This window comes from Bradyrhizobium sp. T-12, from assembly GCF_058314695.1.
Window position 1 is genome coordinate 5,933,218 of sequence record NZ_CM177756.1, and the last position, 14,508, is coordinate 5,947,725.

The window sequence follows — 14,508 nt, forward strand, 5'->3', positions numbered from 1 at the left end:
AGCGCTTTGCTCCGTCGCGCAAAACAGGAGTAGGAGTGAGATCATGGACGGTGCGAGCGTTCCCCGGACGCAGCGCAGCGTCTTTTCGACGAGGCGCTGCCGAGCCGGCAACTGTTATGTTGGCCTAGTGTACAGGTACGGCTTTCGATCGCGCATGATGGCGTTGAGGACCGTCAACAGCTTCCTGGCAACGGCAATGAGAGCGAGCTTGGCAGGTTTACCGGCCTGTCGCAGTCGAGCGTAGAAGGCCTTGAATGGATCGGCCCGGCGGACCGCATTGAGAGCGGCCATGTAGAGGGCATCGCGGACGCGCTTTCGGCCCCCGACGATCTTCCGCTTGCCGCGGTAAGCGCCGCTGTCGACGTTGAAGGGAGCCAGGCCGGCGAGCGCGGCCACCTGCTTCGGTCCCACTTTTCCGAGTTCCGGCATCTGCGCGATCAGCTGCATGCAGGTTACGGGCCCCACGCCGGGAAGTGACCGCATCAACTGCGCATCATCGGAGACCTCCGGCTCAGTCTTGATCAGTGCGCTAATATCGGCCTCGATTGCGGCGATCTCATTGTCGAGGACTTCAATGAGCCGACCGATGCGATCGGCCATGGCGCGGTCCTCGGCCTCGCTGCGCCTGTTCTTCTCCTGGGCACGCATGAGAACCAGTTGATCCCGCCGTTTTGCAAGCCCCGCCAGGGCATTGCGGGCAGGATTGGCAGCCTGCTCAGCGGCAGGCTGCATGGCCCGGGCAAAGCTCGCCAGCATCCGGGCATCGATCGGGTCGGTCTTGGCGAGCTGGCCGCTGGCGCGCGCAAAGTCCCGGGCCCGGGCCGGGTTGATCCGGGCAAAGCGGATGCCGGCCTGGCTGAGCGCCTCACGAAGCTCAAGGTCATAGACGCCCGTGGCTTCAAAGACGACCAGCACATCGCAGCGCCAACGCGCCGCGATCTGTGTGATGGCCTGCGGCGCGTTGGCGATGCGCTCCGGCACGCCCAGGCTCTCATCGAAGATATCGAGATATCGTTTGGAGACGTCGATTCCGACGTAACGAGGGCGTATGATCATGGTGCCTGTCCCTGTGATGCGAGGTCTGTTGGCGCAGCCTCGTGCAACTGTTCAGGTTGATAGATGGAACGGGCGGGAGACCGAGCCGGCTCACGGCGTCAAGCGCCAAGGACCCAACGGCTTCCCGCCCACTCCAACATGACAGGATTTCGATACACAGGGGCCCATCTCGCCGCATGCCATGTCGCTTCTGGGTCCCGGCTCTGCGCCGCAACGCCTGCGCGTTGCAGCTTGTCCGGGACACGAGGCCCCTCACACGGGCTGCGGCGTCCGGATCTCGCGGGGCAGGATGATAGCGGCGGCGATCGCGAGCAGGCAGAGGCCGGCGAAGGCGTGCAGCATGGTGACGAAGCCGCCCTGCTCGTAGAGCCAGGCAACCAGGCCGACCGAGGCACCCGCCGCGGTGAAGCCGATGAAGTAACGCACGGCGTAGGCGCGCGAGCGCCATTCCTCGCTGGTGTATTTGCCGACCATGGCGTCGTTGACCGTGACCTGGCCGAACGCGCCCATGACGATGCCGATCGACACCAGGATCAGTGGCAGATTGTTCAGGGTCGCGGCGAGATAGAGGAACGGCGCCAGCATGAAGGACAGCGGCAACGCCACCGTCTTCAGCGAGTAGCGGTCGAGCAGCCGACCGATCGTGTACTGCGTCATCGCGCCGAACACGTAGACGCAGGCGGCAATGACGCCGAGCAGCGCCGGGCTTTTCGTCAAATCCGCCAGCCGCTCCGCGAACAGCTTTGGCAGCGCCACGGTGACGGCGTTGAACGTCGTGGAGATCGCGATCACCACGATCAGCAGCGACAGCACCACGCGCCACATGTCCTGCTTGGCCACCCGCGCCTGCGCCGCCGCCTGCTTGGCGCCCTTGCGGTCCTCGTGCACGACCATCATCGCAAAGGCGAGGCCGATCAGGATCGTGACCACGCCGGGCACGATGAAGGCAAATCGCCAGCCGAGATATTGCCCGATCACGCCAGTGACCAGCGCCGAGGAGGCGACGCCGAGATTGCCCCAGACGCCGTTGATGCCCATCTCGCGGCCGAGCCGGTCGGCATAGGACACGATCATTGCGGTGCCGACCGGATGATAGATCGAGGCAAAGATACCGATCGAAAGCAAGGCGGCGCCGAGCTGCGCCGGGGTCTGCACGAAGCCGACCGCGATCATGGACAGACCGATGCCGACGAAGAAGATCAACATCATGTGGCGGCGGCTCCAGCGGTCCCCCAGCCAGCCGGTAAGCAGCGAGCCTGCGCCGAAGGCGACGAAGCCCGGCGTCGCGTAAGGCAATAGTTCCGAATAGGCCATGCCGAGCGCCGGGCCCATGATGATGACGGCGGCGGCGAAGATCAGCATCGAATAATGGTCGATGAAATGGCCTGCGTTGACGAAACTGATCACCCGGCTGGGGCTGTTCATTCCCGAATCCTCTCCTGCTCCGAAATGAGTTATATGTCCTCCCCATGACGGGATGCCGCCAATGACTGTCTTGGAAAGGCCAAACTTGGAAACGCCTATCCTCCGGGAGGTCCGGAGCAACCACCGCTCGCCCGCCGGCGTGCACCTGGTCGCGCGCGACTATCCCAAGGGGATGCGGATCGATCCACATTTGCACCGCGAGGCGCAGCTGATCTATGCGGCCAAGGGCACCATGCAGGTGACGACCCCCGGGGGACGCTGGCTGGTGCCGCCGGACCGGGCGGTGTGGGTCCCGGCCGGGCTCGATCATGCCCTCGACCTGCTCGCCGATATCGAGATGCGCACGCTGTATTTCGACCTGTCCTGGCTGAAGCGCGAAAAGCGCTATGAGGGATTGACCAGGGAATTCGTGGTCCGGGTCTCGCCGCTGCTCAACCAGGCGATCCTCGCGCTGTTCGACACTGGCAATACCGAGGAGCGCGCCGAGCTGCTGGTGCGCCTCGTCATGCTGGAATTGCACCAGGCCGAGGATTCCGCGACCTTCGTGCCGCTGCCACATGAGCCACGCTGCCGCCGCGCCGCGATGATCGTGCTCGACGACCCAACCGGCCTGCACGACATCGACACGCTGGCGCGCGAGGTCGGAACCTCCGCGCGCACGCTGTCGCGACTGTTTTCCGCGGAGACACAGCTGAGCTTCAAGAGCTGGTGCCAGCGCGCGCGGATTGCCGCGGCAATCCAGCGGCTGTCGACAGATGCAAATGTCTCCGTGAAGCAGCTCGCGACCCAGCTCGGCTATGCCAGCGTGCCGGCATTCTCGGCCGCGTTCCGGCAAGTGACGGGACGGACGCCGACGGAATTTGCGGGGAAGTAGGCCGCTCGCATTCACAGGTCGTCGTGCCCAAGCTTGTCCCGGCCATGACGATGCGGAAACTGGAATGCCTCAAACTGCCATATGCGATCGCCCTCGCCTCGCCCAGCATGCCTGCATTCTCCAAACGCACGGTCCGACTAAAGTTGCCGCATTCCTCCGCTTGATTGTGATCGGTTTCCGCCCAAATCCCGTGTAAGCTTCCGCAACGCACAACTGACACGAAAGCCCCGATGGCCAACGCCTTCTTCTCCGACCTGCTCGCCACCATCTCCGAGCGCGGCCGCACGCTGCTTCGTCGCGGCGAGGCCGCCGATACCAGACCGGATGCCGATGGGCTGATCGAGCTCTGTGATGCGCTGCTGTCGGGCCGGGGCGAAGCGTCGGGCATCGCCATCGCCCGCGAGGTGCTCGACATCTACCGTGAGCTGGATGCGGCGGGACGCCGCGCCTTCTTCGACGGACTGGTGCGCGATTTCGGCCCGGACCGGGAGCGTCTATCGAAGGCAATCGAGAAATGGCGTGCCGCGCCGAGCGACGAGGACGCGAGCTCGCTGCATTTCGCCTCGGAGCCGCGGCGGCAGGAGCTGATCCGCCGGCTCAACCGCGCGCCCGGCGGCACCGGCGAGCTCGTCAACATGCGCGCCGATCTGCTTGGCATGATGAACGGACACACCGATCTCGCCGCACTCGATCGCGACGTCTCGCATCTGCTTTCTTCGTGGTTCAACAGGGGGTTTCTCGTGCTGCGCAGGATCGACTGGTCGACGCCGGCCAACATCCTCGAAAAGATCATCCGTTACGAGGCCGTGCACGAGATCTCCGACTGGGACGATCTGCGCCGCCGCATCGATCCGGTCGACCGCCGCTGCTATGCGTTCTTCCACCCCGCGATGGTGGACGAGCCCCTGATCTTCGTCGAGGTGGCGCTGACCGAGACCATCCCGGGCGCGATCGCGCCGCTGCTTGCGGTCGACCGCCAGCATCTGCCGATCGAGCGCGCGCGCACCGCCGTGTTTTATTCGATCTCGAATACCCAACGGGGCCTTGGCGGCATCTCCTTCGGCAGCTTCCTGATCAAGCAGGTGGTCGAGGAGCTACGCCGCGAGACGCCGAAGCTCGACACTTTCGTGACGCTGTCGCCGGTGCCGGGCTTCATGGCCTGGGTGAAGCAGGACAGGGACCTGCCGCTCTCGGACGAGGACCGCGAGGTGCTGAAGCGCCTCGACGATCCCAAATGGTTCGAGAACCCCGAGACGACGTCGCTGCTCCGCAGCGTGATCGAGCCGCTCGCCGCGCACTATTTCCTCAAGGCGCGCACGCCGAAGGGCAAGCTGATCGATTCCGTCGCCCGCTTCCATCTCGGCAACGGTGCGAGGCTGGAACGCATCAACTGGCTGGGCGACCTCTCGCCGAAGGGATTGCGGGAATCGGCCGGCGTGATGGTCAACTACCTCTACCGCCTCGACGACATCGAGAAGAACCACGAAGCCTATGCCAATGACGGCGAGGTCGTGGCGTCCAGCGCGGTGAAGAAGCTGCTGAAGGGCGAAGGGCGACGGCTGCTGGATATGCGGCTCTCGTAGCTGCAAACCCAGTCGTCGTCCCGGACAAGCGCAGCGAAGCGCAGATCCGGGACCCATAACCACAGAGAGTGATGGTTACGGGGACTCGGAGTGACCAGCTCGCGCCACGACTTTCCCCTGGGGCTATAGGTCCCGGATCGGCGCGCGCTTGGGGCGCGCTTGTCCGGGACGACAGCGAGTGTGACGCGGCCATCGTGCCGTAGCGCTGGCGCCCCTACTCCGCCAGCGCCTTCATCTCCTTGTAGAGATCCGACTTGCCCTCGAAGCCGATGCCGGGGAGATCGGGCATCGTGATGTGTCCGTTCTCGACGCGGACGCCGTCCGGGAAGCCGCCATAGGGCTGGAACAGGTCGGGGTAGCTCTCATTGCCGCCGAGGCCGAGGCCCGCGGCGATGTTGAGCGACATCTGGTGGCCGCCGTGCGGGATGCAGCGGCTGGGCGACCAGCCATAAGTTTTCAGCACTTCCAGCGTGCGCTGATATTCGCAGAGACCGTAAGACAGCGCGCAGTCGAATTGCAGCCAGTCGCGGTCGGGGCGCATGCCGCCGTAGCGGATCAGGTTGCGGGCGTCCTGGTGGCTGAAGAGGTTTTCGCCCGTCGCCATCGGTCCCGGATAGAATTCGGCGAGCGCGGCCTGCAGCGCGTAGTCGAGAGGATCGCCGACCTCCTCGTACCAGAACAAAGGATAGTCGCGCAGCATCTTGGCGTAGGCGATGCCGGTCTCCAGGTTGAAACGGCCGTTGGCATCGACGGCGAGCTGCGCGTCCTTACCGATCTCCTTGAGCACCGCCTCGATCCGCATGCGGTCCTCTTCGATCGGCGCGCCGCCGATCTTCATCTTCACGACGTTGTAGCCGCGATCGAGATAGCCGCGCATCTCACCGCGCAGCATCGAGAGATCCTTGCCGGGATAATAGTAACCGCCGGCGGCGTAGACGAAGACGCGCGGATTGGCTTTGACGCCGTGGCGCTCGGCGAGCAGACGGAACAGCGGTTGGCCGGCGATCTTGGCCACCGCATCCCACACCGCCATGTCGATGGTGCCGACCGCGACCGAGCGCTCGCCATGGCCGCCGGGCTTCTCGTTGGTCATCATCGCAGCCCAGACCTTGTCAGGGTCGAGATTGTCGCCGGCGCCATTGAGCAGCGACTTCGGATCGGCTTCCGTGATGCGCGCGGCAAAGCGTTCGCGGATCAGGCCGCCCTGCCCGTAGCGGCCGTTGGAGTTGAAGCCGTAGCCGACGACGCGCTTGCCGTCGCGCACGACGTCAGTGACGACGGCGACGAGGCTCGTCGTCATCTTGGTGAAGTCGATATAGGCGTTACGGATCGGGGACGAGATCGGCTTGGTGATCTCGCGGACGTCGACGATGCGGACGGACATGGGGCAGGCTTTCTCTTGGCGTCATTCCGGGATGGTTCGAAGGACCAGACCTCAGGTGCGCAATTGCGCACCGGGGAATCTCGAAATTCCGGGTTCGATGCTTCGCATCGCCCCGGAATGACGGTGACTATTTCTTATCCCTGAAATACGGCTCGACGGGTCCGTGCACCTTGATGGTCAGCGGGTTGCCGTGGCGGTCCTTGGCGTTCCCTGCGGTGACGCGGACCCAGCCCTCGCTGATGCAGTACTCCTCGACATTGGTCTTCTCGACACCCTTGAAGCGGATGCCGACGTCGCGCGACAGGATGTCCGCGTTGTAATAGGGGCTGTTCGGATCGACCGACAGGCGGTCCGGAAATTCGTCGCTCATGATTGTCTCGCTTACAACAGTGTTTCGATTTGGTTGCGCAATCCTTCGGGCCGGGCGGTCGGCGCGTAGCGCGCGACCACCTTGCCCGCTCGGTCCACCAGGAATTTGGTGAAATTCCATTTGATGGAGGCGCCGAGAAGCCCGGATTGCTGGCGTTTCAGGTACTCATACAGAGGGTGCGCATTGGCGCCGTTGACGTCGATCTTCTCGAACAGGGGAAAGGTGACGTCGTAATTGGTCGAGCAGAACGCCTGGATCTCGCTCGCCTGGCCCGGCTCCTGCGCGCCGAACTGGTTGCAGGGAAAGCCGAGCACGGCAAAGCCGCGCGGCGACAGATCGCGATGAAGATCTTCCAGGCCGCGATATTGCGGCGTGAAGCCGCATTTGCTCGCGGTGTTGACGATCAGCAGCACCTGCCCTTCGAAGCGGCGCATCGGGACCTCCTCGCCGGCCAGCGAGTTGGCTTTGAAGTCGTAGATCACCGACATCGCTAGCCCACGGGATCGATCGGCGATGGCGGCACGCCCCCCGCCTCGATCGCCTCGCCAGCGAGCAGACAGAGATCCTCGCGATAGCGGCCGGACACGACATGCACGCCGACCGGAGCCTTGCCGACGAGACCCGTGGAGACCACGAGGCCGGGCAATCCCATGAAGGGAATCGCGATCTGCGGCAGCTGCGCTTCCCACACCCGCTTGAAAGACTCGTCGTCCTTGCGGTCGAGATGATCGGGGAACGGCAGCTCGCCCGAGACCGGCGTCAACAGCACGGCGTATTTCTCGAAGAACAGCATCCAGTCGCGGGTCAGCGTGGCCCGCCGCGTCAGCGCCTTGGCGTAATTGGCCTGGTCCATCGGCGTGACCCTGGCGCGGTTGCCGCGCAGACAGGCCAGCGCGCCGGGATCGCCTTCGCGTTCGGCCGCCTCGAGTTGCGCCTCATAGCCATCGCCGAGCCAGAGCTTGATCTGCCACTCGACCGCCTCGCGCATCGGCGGCGTGTCGTCGATGATATCGACGGTCCACCCCGCCCGCTCCAGCCGCTTGCCGGCGTCGCTCACCGCCGCCTTCACCTCCGGCGTGGTGGCAAGGCCGCCCGGATTGAGGCAGAGCCCGGCGCGCTTGTCTCGCGCCGGGCCTTGCAGCGGCGCCGGCACGAACCAGGGATCGCGGATGTCGCGCGCCGACATGGCTTCGAGCGAGATGCGCAGATCATTGACGGTGCGCGCCAGCGGACCCGACACCGCCATGATCTGCGGCCCGATCGGGCGCTCCGGCAGCGCCGGGTTGAAGGCGGGGATGCGCCCGAGGGTGGGGCGCAGACCGTGCACGCCGCAGGCATAGGCGGGATAACGGATCGAGCCGGCGATGTCGGTGCCGTGGGCGATATGGCCGATGCCGGCCGCGACCGCCGAACCCGCGCCGCCGGACGAGCCGCCCGGCGTCAGCGAGGCATCGCGCGGGTTCTTGGTGTCGCCATGGATGAGGTTGGTGGTGAACCAGCGATAGGAGAAGGCCGGGCAATTGGTGCGGCCGAGCAGGATGGCGCCGGCTTTGCGGAAGTTGGCGACGACCGGATTGTCCTCGCGCGCGATCACGTCGCGCTGCAGCTTCAGGCCGTTGGTGGTGGCAAAGCCCTCCTGGTCGACATTGGCCTTGATGGTCACGGGCACACCGGCGAGCACGCCCGGATCCTCGCCCCGCGCGATGGCGGCATCGACGGCATCGGCCTGCTTGAGCACGTCGTCCGGCCGGTGGTCGATCACCGCATTGAGCTGGGGATTGACGGCATCGAGCCGGGCGAGACCGGCCTTGGCAGCCTCCCTGGCGGACACCTTTTTGGACTTGACGAGGGTGGCGAGGTCGGCAGCCGACAGGCGCCAGAGATCTTGCATGGCTTGCTCCGTGTAACCGGCGTCTTTTAGCGCCGGGAACGCGGCAAAGCCATGCGGATTTCGCGGGGGTGAAGGGCGGGCGCTCAGCACGTAATCGCGCCGAAGCACGGGTAAGGGCTCTGTCCCCTGGGGGTTCTCGCTTGCGGAGACACCCTCTCCACAGCTCTCCCCCGCAAGTGGGGGAGGCAGCGCACCTCGCGTGCCTCTAATGCCTTGTCGCGGACGGATCCGGGATGTCCAGCAGCGCCTCGGTGAAGGGAAACTCCAGCACGACCTCGCCTTCGGTGTCGGTCACCTCGATCACCGCCTCGAGCAGGGCCCGCTGGGTGCCCTCGGACTTCACCACCTCCAGGATCATCTGGCGGGCGACCTCCCAGGCGCGATCGGGGTTGCGCAGGTCCTCGCCATCAGGATCCACGATCAGTTCGTCGCCGATACGGGTGTTGAAGAAATATCTGGGCATGCCTGATCCAATGGGGTCGCCTGTAGCCGATTGGAAGCCGTTCTAAACTCACAACTCGTTTATCCCGACAGGGATCACGACCTATCGGCATTTTGGTGTGTCATTCGCGCATCTTTGCGGCCGGAATGCGCTCTCTTGCAGCGCAGCAATTCGGGAGGCCTACTACCTAGGTCCGGGAAAATTTCACTAGCGAACTTCTCGGCGCGCATTAACTTAGAGGGTGGGCGGATACGTCCGAATTCGCAAAAATGGAGAGCTAAAATGGCATGGAAAGCCCCGAAGATCGTCGAAGTGCCCTGTGGCATGGAAATCAACATGTATGTGAGCGCCACCCGCAAGTAAGCCGGTTGGCGATTTCGCGTTCTGCGGCGGTGGATCTTTCGGTCACGACGCGTTTCCGAAGGAAAGAATCCGTGTCGGCATTTGCGTCGGCCTGAGATCCACCGCGCGTGTTCCTTTCCAGGAGACGGATCATGCTTCGCGTCGTCGTCCTGGGCGCCGCAGCCGGCGGCGGGGTTCCCCAGTGGAATTGCGGCTGCGAGGGCTGCCGGGCGGCCCGCAATGGCGGGAATGAGCTGCACCGGACGCAAGCCTCGATCGCCTTCAGTGGCGACGGCGACAACTGGTTCCTGATCAACGCCTCCCCCGACCTGCGCCAGCAATTGAATGCCACGCCGCAGCTACACCCCAAGGCCGGTGCGCTGCGCCATACGCCTATCGCGGGCGTGGTCCTGACCAACAGCGAAGTGGATGCGGTGGCGGGCCTGCTCTCGATGCGCGAGAGCTCGCCGTTCACGATCTATGCGCATGAGAAAGTGCTGGCGATCTTGGCCAGCAACAGCATCTTCAACGTGCTGAACGAGAAGCACGTGCGGCGCCAGTTGATCGGCATCCATGAGCCGTTCGAGCCCCGCCTTCCCGATGGTGCACGTTCAGGGCTCGAAGTGCTGCCGTTCGCGGTCTCGGGCAAGTCGGCCTGGTATCTGGAAGGCAAGGCGCATCCCGGCGGCGAGAGCGGCGACGGCGATACGCTGGGCCTGAAGATCACCGACAAGTCGACCGGCAAATATTTCTACTTCATCGCCGCCTGCGCCGAAATCACCGACGCGCTCAAGACCGAGATCGACGGCGCTTCGCTGGTGTTCTTCGACGGCACAGTCTGGCGCGACGACGAGATGATCAGGGCCGGGCTCGGTCACAAGACCGGCAAGAGCATGGGACACGTCGCCATGTCCGGTGACGACGGCGCCATCGCGCGCCTCGCCGACCTCAATATCGACAGGAAGATATTTCTGCATATCAACAACTCGAACCCGGCGCTGCTGCCTGCCTCACCCGAGCGCAAGACGGCTGAGGCGGCGGGCTGGCAGATACCGGCGGATGGAACGGAGATCGTGCTGTGACTACGGCGTCAATGACGGGAATGACTGCGCTTTCGATCGGCAGGGATATCAGGCTCAACTCCGCCGAGGAGCTCGAGGCGACGCTGCGCCATATCGGGGCGACGCGCTATCACAGCCTGCATCCGTTCCATAAGCTCTTGCACGGCGGCAAGCTGAACAAGGGCCAGGTGCAGGCCTGGGCGCTGAACCGCTACTATTACCAGAGCACGATCCCGATCAAGGACGCGGTGGTGATCTCGCGCTTCCGCGACCGCGCCACGCGCGTGGAATGGCGCCACCGCATCGAGGACCATGACGGCGATGTCGGCAGCGAAGGCGGCATCGAGCGCTGGATCAAGCTGACCGAAGGCCTCGGCCTCGACACGGCCTACGTGGAATCCACCGAAGGCATCCTGCCGGCGACGCGCTTCGCGGTGGAGGCTTACGTGCACTATTGCCGTGAAAAGAGCCCGCTGGAGGCGATCGCGTCCTCGCTGACCGAGCTGTTTGCGCCGAACCTGCACGAAGAGCGCATCGCCGGCATGCTGGAGCATTACGACTTCGTCAATCCCGACATCATGAGCTACTTCAAGCGCCGCCTGACGCAGGCGCCGCGCGATGCCAATTTCGCGCTGGACTATGTCAGAACGCATGCGAGGACGCCGGAAGAGCGCGCTTCGGTCTGCAACGCGCTGATCTTCAAGACCAACGTGTTGTGGGTGCAACTGGACGCGCTGCAGCACGCCTATGTCGAGGGCAACATTCCGCCGGGCGCGTTCGTGCCCAAAGCGGGCTGAAGAGGAGCAGCAATGGCCGGGCCGCGCAACATCAGCGTCAGCGAGGCGAGCCGCCCCGTGCTGCCGCGGCATGCCAAGCTGAAATATGACGAGACCCGCAAGGTCTGGGTGATCCTGGCCCCGGAACGCGTGCTGGCCCCGGACGAGATCGCGGTCGAGGTCTTGCAGCTCTGCGACGGCAAGCGCAGTGTCGGCGACGTATCCGATCAGCTGGCGGCGAAATACGCGGCTCCCCGCGAGGCGATCCTGGCCGACGTCATCGTCATGTTGCAGGACCTCGCCGACAAGGGCTTTCTGACCGAGATCAGGGAGAAGACGTCATGAGCGACGTGACCATCCCACCCAGCGACAGCCTCGCGGTGCTGGAGAAGCAGCGCTCGACGGCGGAGACCTTCGGCATTCCGCTCGCGGTGCTGCTGGAAATCACCCATCGTTGCCCGCTGCAATGCCCCTATTGCTCCAACCCGGTCGAGCTCGACCGCTCGGGCAAGGAGCTGACCACCGAGGAATGGAAGAAGGTCCTGAGCGAGCTCGCCGAGATCGGCGTGCTCCAGGTGCATTTCTCCGGCGGCGAGCCAACGGCGCGCAAGGACCTGGTCGAGCTGGTCAAGCACGCCAGCGATGTCGGGCTCTACACCAATCTCATCACCTCGGCCGTGCTGCTGACGCGCGAGCGGCTGAGCGAGCTTGCGGACGCCGGGCTCTGCCATGTGCAGATCTCTTTCCAGGGCATCGAAGAGGGCCTCTCCGACCGCGTTGCCGGCTACAAGGGCGGCCATCGCAAGAAGCTCGAAGTGGCGAAATGGACGCGCGAGCTGGATTTGCCACTCACCGTGAACGCGGTGATGCACCGGCAGAATTTGCACCAGCTGCCTGACATCATCCAGATGTCCGTCGATCTCGACGCCGATCGCCTGGAGGTCGCCAATGTCCAGTATTACGGCTGGGCGCTGAAGAGCCGCGCTGCCCTGATGCCGACCGTCGCGCAGCTCGACGAATGCACGCGCATTGTCGAGGAGGCGCGCGAACGCCTCAAGGGCACGCTCGCGATCGACTATGTCGTTCCCGACTATTACGCGCTGCGGCCGAAGAAATGCATGGGCGGCTGGGGCCGGCAGTTCTTCAACATCTCGCCGGCCGGCAAGGTGCTGCCCTGCCACGCCGCCGAGAGCATCACCGGGCTCGAGTTCGAATCGGTGCGCTCCAACCATTCGATCGCCTGGATCTGGCAGAACTCCGAGGCCTTCAACCGCTATCGCGGCACCGGCTGGATGAAGGAGCCGTGCAAATCCTGCGAATTCCGCGAGATCGATTTCGGCGGCTGCCGCTGCCAGGCCTTTGCTCTGACGGGCGACGCCGCCAACACCGATCCGGCCTGCGCGCTGTCGCCGCTGCACGAGACCATCTTCAAGCAGGCGGAAGCCGAGGCCGAGGGCGAGACCAGCCGCTTCCTCTATCGGAATTTCGCCGGCGGCACCCTGGAATCCGAGAATGGGACCTGACGCCGACGCGGCCGCTTCCGCCAGGCGTGCCGATCCTTTTGCGCCGCTGACCTCCGACATGCTCGACGTCGGCGACGGCCATGAGCTCTATGTCGAGAGCGTCGGCCGCAGCGACGGCATTCCGGCGATCTATCTGCATGGCGGGCCCGGCAGCGGCTGCCAGCCGGACCATCGCCGGCTGTTCGATCCCGATCGCTTCTGCGCCGTGCTGTTCGACCAGCGCGGCTGCGGCCGCAGCCGGCCCAAGGGCTCGCGCGAGCACAACAGCACGGCGCATCTGATCGCGGACATGGAGAGGATCCGCGAGAAGTTCGGCTTCGAACGCTGGATGGTGGTCGGCGGCTCCTGGGGCGCGACATTGGCGCTGGCTTACGCAGAGGCACATCCCGAGCGCGTCTCCGGCATTGCTCTGCGCGCGACGTTCCTCGGCACCCGGGCGGAGGTTGAGACGGCGTTTACGGTGCGCCTGGCGCAATTCTATCCCGCACTGTACGAGGATTTTCTCAGCGTGCTGCCGCCTGAAGAGCGGGCGCAACCGGTGGACGCCTACTGGCGTCGCATCCTCGATGCCGACCCGGCCGTGCACGGCCCTGCGGCGCGGGCCTGGCACGACACCGAGCGCGCTCTATCGGAGCACAAGCCCGGCAAGACGCGGCTCGACCTCGCGTCGCTGAACGTCTGGCGCACGCTGCCGGCGACGCCATTCATGGAGGCGCATTATTTCGTCAAAAATTCCTTCATGAGCGAAGACCAGTTGTTGCGGAACGCGGGCCGGCTCGCCGGCATTCCCGGCATGATCGTGCAGGGCCGCTACGATCTGTTGTGTCCTCCCGAGACATCCCACGCGCTCGCGAAAGTTTGGTCCACGTCCGAGCTTCGCGTCGTGGAAGAAGCCGGGCATTCGCTCTATGATGCCGGCGTGAGGGATGCGGTGATGAAGTCGATCGCCGACCTCGCATCGAAGATCGGGCGATGAGAGGACAAGAAGAATGCCACTCGCCGGGAAAGGCATGCTGCTGACGTCGATGAATATCGACGCAGCCGATGAAGACGATTTCAACCGCTGGTACGATCGCGAGCATCTGGAAGAGCGCGTCGCGATCGAGGGTTTCCTGGAGGCGCGGCGCTATGTCGCGCATGCCGCCAATCCCAAATATCTCTCGCTGTACTCGACGGAAACGATCGACGTGCTGGACAGTCCCGCCTATCGCGCGCGGCTCGCCAATCAGACCGAATGGTCACGGCGGTCCATGGCGCGTTTCAAGGACATGCTGCGCGTCGTGGCGCGCATTACGCTCAGCAAGGGCACCGGCCGGGGCGCTGCGCTCGGCCTGGTGCGGCTGCGTCCCACCGCGGACAATGCGGCCGCGTGGCGTGACGCACTGCAAGACAAGCTGGCGCCGCAAGAGCGTGACGGCATCATCTCGATGCACATGCTCGAAAGCGAGCCGGAATTGTCCGGCGCAAAGGCGGACATGCCCGCGATCCGCAACGAAGGCGCGCGCGACTGGTTCGTGCTGATCGACGGCACCCATGTCGGCGCGGTCTCGGCCGTGATCGCCGAACGCTTCACCGGCCCAGCGGCTGCGCCCGTCCCACCCCCCGTCTCCGTCGGCACGTACAGCCTGATGTGGGACCTCGCGAAGAGCGACATCGCGCAGAGTTGACGCACCGGCGCGCATCGCAACATGCTGCACCGCACGCGCATCACGCGCCGCCGTTAATGCTGTGCGCGCTTGGCTCCCATGAAAGCCGGTGATCCCGCAAATTTGCCGTTGTAC

At 64.8% G+C, this 14,508-nt stretch carries 16 protein-coding genes; 9 read left to right on the forward strand and 7 right to left on the reverse strand.

Annotated features, from left to right (window positions below; translation table 11 throughout):
• Positions 1-114: 114 nt before the first annotated feature.
• On the reverse strand, positions 115-1,056 hold the full coding sequence (locus AC0WRY_RS28320; protein ID WP_491121955.1) for an IS110 family RNA-guided transposase: 942 nt from the start codon (positions 1,054-1,056) through the stop codon (positions 115-117).
• Positions 1,057-1,308: 252 nt separating this feature from the next.
• On the reverse strand, positions 1,309-2,481 hold the full coding sequence (locus AC0WRY_RS28325; RefSeq protein WP_211416196.1) for an MFS transporter: 1,173 nt from the start codon (positions 2,479-2,481) through the stop codon (positions 1,309-1,311).
• Between the two features lie 52 nt (positions 2,482-2,533).
• On the opposite strand from AC0WRY_RS28325, the gene AC0WRY_RS28330 reads away from it, so the two are divergent.
• Together AC0WRY_RS28330 and AC0WRY_RS28335 are read left to right on the forward strand one after the other, a co-directional pair.
• Positions 2,534-3,355 (forward strand): AraC family transcriptional regulator, encoded by an 822-nt coding sequence (locus AC0WRY_RS28330; protein ID WP_371746173.1) that lies wholly within the window; start codon positions 2,534-2,536, stop codon positions 3,353-3,355.
• 230 nt (positions 3,356-3,585) lie between these two features.
• Positions 3,586-4,938, forward strand: a complete 1,353-nt coding sequence (locus AC0WRY_RS28335) for a malonyl-CoA decarboxylase (RefSeq protein ID WP_259216900.1) — start codon at positions 3,586-3,588, stop codon at positions 4,936-4,938.
• A 214-nt stretch (positions 4,939-5,152) separates the two neighbouring features.
• Here AC0WRY_RS28335 and tarD read toward each other — a convergent pair whose 3' ends face one another.
• From tarD to AC0WRY_RS28360, 5 genes are all read right to left on the reverse strand, one after another.
• Positions 5,153-6,322 (reverse strand): D(-)-tartrate dehydratase, encoded by a 1,170-nt coding sequence (gene tarD, locus AC0WRY_RS28340; protein WP_491121958.1) that lies wholly within the window; start codon positions 6,320-6,322, stop codon positions 5,153-5,155.
• A 127-nt stretch (positions 6,323-6,449) separates the two neighbouring features.
• Positions 6,450-6,692 (reverse strand): DUF3297 family protein, encoded by a 243-nt coding sequence (locus tag AC0WRY_RS28345; protein WP_041748727.1) that lies wholly within the window; start codon positions 6,690-6,692, stop codon positions 6,450-6,452.
• Positions 6,693-6,703: 11 nt separating this feature from the next.
• On the reverse strand, positions 6,704-7,180 hold the full coding sequence (locus AC0WRY_RS28350; protein ID WP_194404050.1) for a glutathione peroxidase: 477 nt from the start codon (positions 7,178-7,180) through the stop codon (positions 6,704-6,706).
• 2 nt (positions 7,181-7,182) lie between these two features.
• A complete protein-coding gene (locus tag AC0WRY_RS28355; protein WP_491121961.1) occupies positions 7,183-8,583 on the reverse strand; it encodes an amidase family protein in 1,401 nt (466 codons plus the stop codon).
• Positions 8,584-8,788: 205 nt separating this feature from the next.
• Positions 8,789-9,046 (reverse strand): DUF6894 family protein, encoded by a 258-nt coding sequence (locus AC0WRY_RS28360; RefSeq protein ID WP_194404052.1) that lies wholly within the window; start codon positions 9,044-9,046, stop codon positions 8,789-8,791.
• 261 nt (positions 9,047-9,307) lie between these two features.
• On the opposite strand from AC0WRY_RS28360, the gene pqqA reads away from it, so the two are divergent.
• From pqqA to AC0WRY_RS28395, 7 genes are all read left to right on the forward strand, one after another.
• Positions 9,308-9,388: a pyrroloquinoline quinone precursor peptide PqqA gene (gene pqqA / locus AC0WRY_RS28365; RefSeq protein ID WP_007595659.1), complete on the forward strand. Its 81-nt coding sequence runs from the start codon at positions 9,308-9,310 to the stop codon at positions 9,386-9,388.
• 131 nt (positions 9,389-9,519) lie between these two features.
• The gene (gene pqqB / locus AC0WRY_RS28370) at positions 9,520-10,449 is read left to right on the forward strand and encodes a pyrroloquinoline quinone biosynthesis protein PqqB (protein ID WP_491121963.1); all 930 of its coding nucleotides are present in this window, start codon (positions 9,520-9,522) and stop codon (positions 10,447-10,449) included.
• Positions 10,446-11,225, forward strand: a complete 780-nt coding sequence (gene pqqC, locus AC0WRY_RS28375) for a pyrroloquinoline-quinone synthase PqqC (protein WP_194404054.1) — start codon at positions 10,446-10,448, stop codon at positions 11,223-11,225. Before pqqB ends, pqqC begins: the two co-directional genes overlap by 4 nt.
• A 12-nt stretch (positions 11,226-11,237) precedes the next feature.
• Positions 11,238-11,549: a pyrroloquinoline quinone biosynthesis peptide chaperone PqqD gene (pqqD, locus tag AC0WRY_RS28380; protein ID WP_126255155.1), complete on the forward strand. Its 312-nt coding sequence runs from the start codon at positions 11,238-11,240 to the stop codon at positions 11,547-11,549.
• Positions 11,546-12,727: a pyrroloquinoline quinone biosynthesis protein PqqE gene (gene pqqE / locus AC0WRY_RS28385; protein WP_491121966.1), complete on the forward strand. Its 1,182-nt coding sequence runs from the start codon at positions 11,546-11,548 to the stop codon at positions 12,725-12,727. The genes pqqD and pqqE overlap by 4 nt, the downstream gene beginning before the upstream one ends.
• The gene (gene pip, locus AC0WRY_RS28390; RefSeq protein WP_285807708.1) at positions 12,717-13,703 is read left to right on the forward strand and encodes a prolyl aminopeptidase; all 987 of its coding nucleotides are present in this window, start codon (positions 12,717-12,719) and stop codon (positions 13,701-13,703) included. Before pqqE ends, pip begins: the two co-directional genes overlap by 11 nt.
• A 13-nt stretch (positions 13,704-13,716) precedes the next feature.
• Positions 13,717-14,394: a hypothetical protein gene (locus AC0WRY_RS28395; RefSeq protein WP_491121968.1), complete on the forward strand. Its 678-nt coding sequence runs from the start codon at positions 13,717-13,719 to the stop codon at positions 14,392-14,394.
• Positions 14,395-14,508 lie beyond the last annotated feature (114 nt).

What these genes read in the sequence shown, in the direction of transcription:
- pip (WP_285807708.1), top strand. Translation starts at nt 12,717, where the DNA reads ATGGGACCTGACGCCGACGCGGCCGCTTCCGCCAGGCGTGCCGATCCT.
- tarD (WP_491121958.1), bottom strand. Translation starts at nt 6,322, where the DNA reads ATGTCCGTCCGCATCGTCGACGTCCGCGAGATCACCAAGCCGATCTCG.
- AC0WRY_RS28320 (WP_491121955.1), bottom strand. Translation starts at nt 1,056, where the DNA reads ATGATCATACGCCCTCGTTACGTCGGAATCGACGTCTCCAAACGATAT.
- AC0WRY_RS28360 (WP_194404052.1), bottom strand. Translation starts at nt 9,046, where the DNA reads ATGCCCAGATATTTCTTCAACACCCGTATCGGCGACGAACTGATCGTG.
- AC0WRY_RS28395 (WP_491121968.1), top strand. Translation starts at nt 13,717, where the DNA reads ATGCCACTCGCCGGGAAAGGCATGCTGCTGACGTCGATGAATATCGAC.
- pqqD (WP_126255155.1), top strand. Translation starts at nt 11,238, where the DNA reads ATGGCCGGGCCGCGCAACATCAGCGTCAGCGAGGCGAGCCGCCCCGTG.
- AC0WRY_RS28335 (WP_259216900.1), top strand. Translation starts at nt 3,586, where the DNA reads ATGGCCAACGCCTTCTTCTCCGACCTGCTCGCCACCATCTCCGAGCGC.
- pqqB (WP_491121963.1), top strand. Translation starts at nt 9,520, where the DNA reads ATGCTTCGCGTCGTCGTCCTGGGCGCCGCAGCCGGCGGCGGGGTTCCC.
- pqqE (WP_491121966.1), top strand. Translation starts at nt 11,546, where the DNA reads ATGAGCGACGTGACCATCCCACCCAGCGACAGCCTCGCGGTGCTGGAG.
- AC0WRY_RS28345 (WP_041748727.1), bottom strand. Translation starts at nt 6,692, where the DNA reads ATGAGCGACGAATTTCCGGACCGCCTGTCGGTCGATCCGAACAGCCCC.
- pqqA (WP_007595659.1), top strand. Translation starts at nt 9,308, where the DNA reads ATGGCATGGAAAGCCCCGAAGATCGTCGAAGTGCCCTGTGGCATGGAA.
- AC0WRY_RS28350 (WP_194404050.1), bottom strand. Translation starts at nt 7,180, where the DNA reads ATGTCGGTGATCTACGACTTCAAAGCCAACTCGCTGGCCGGCGAGGAG.
- AC0WRY_RS28355 (WP_491121961.1), bottom strand. Translation starts at nt 8,583, where the DNA reads ATGCAAGATCTCTGGCGCCTGTCGGCTGCCGACCTCGCCACCCTCGTC.
- AC0WRY_RS28330 (WP_371746173.1), top strand. Translation starts at nt 2,534, where the DNA reads ATGCCGCCAATGACTGTCTTGGAAAGGCCAAACTTGGAAACGCCTATC.
- AC0WRY_RS28325 (WP_211416196.1), bottom strand. Translation starts at nt 2,481, where the DNA reads ATGAACAGCCCCAGCCGGGTGATCAGTTTCGTCAACGCAGGCCATTTC.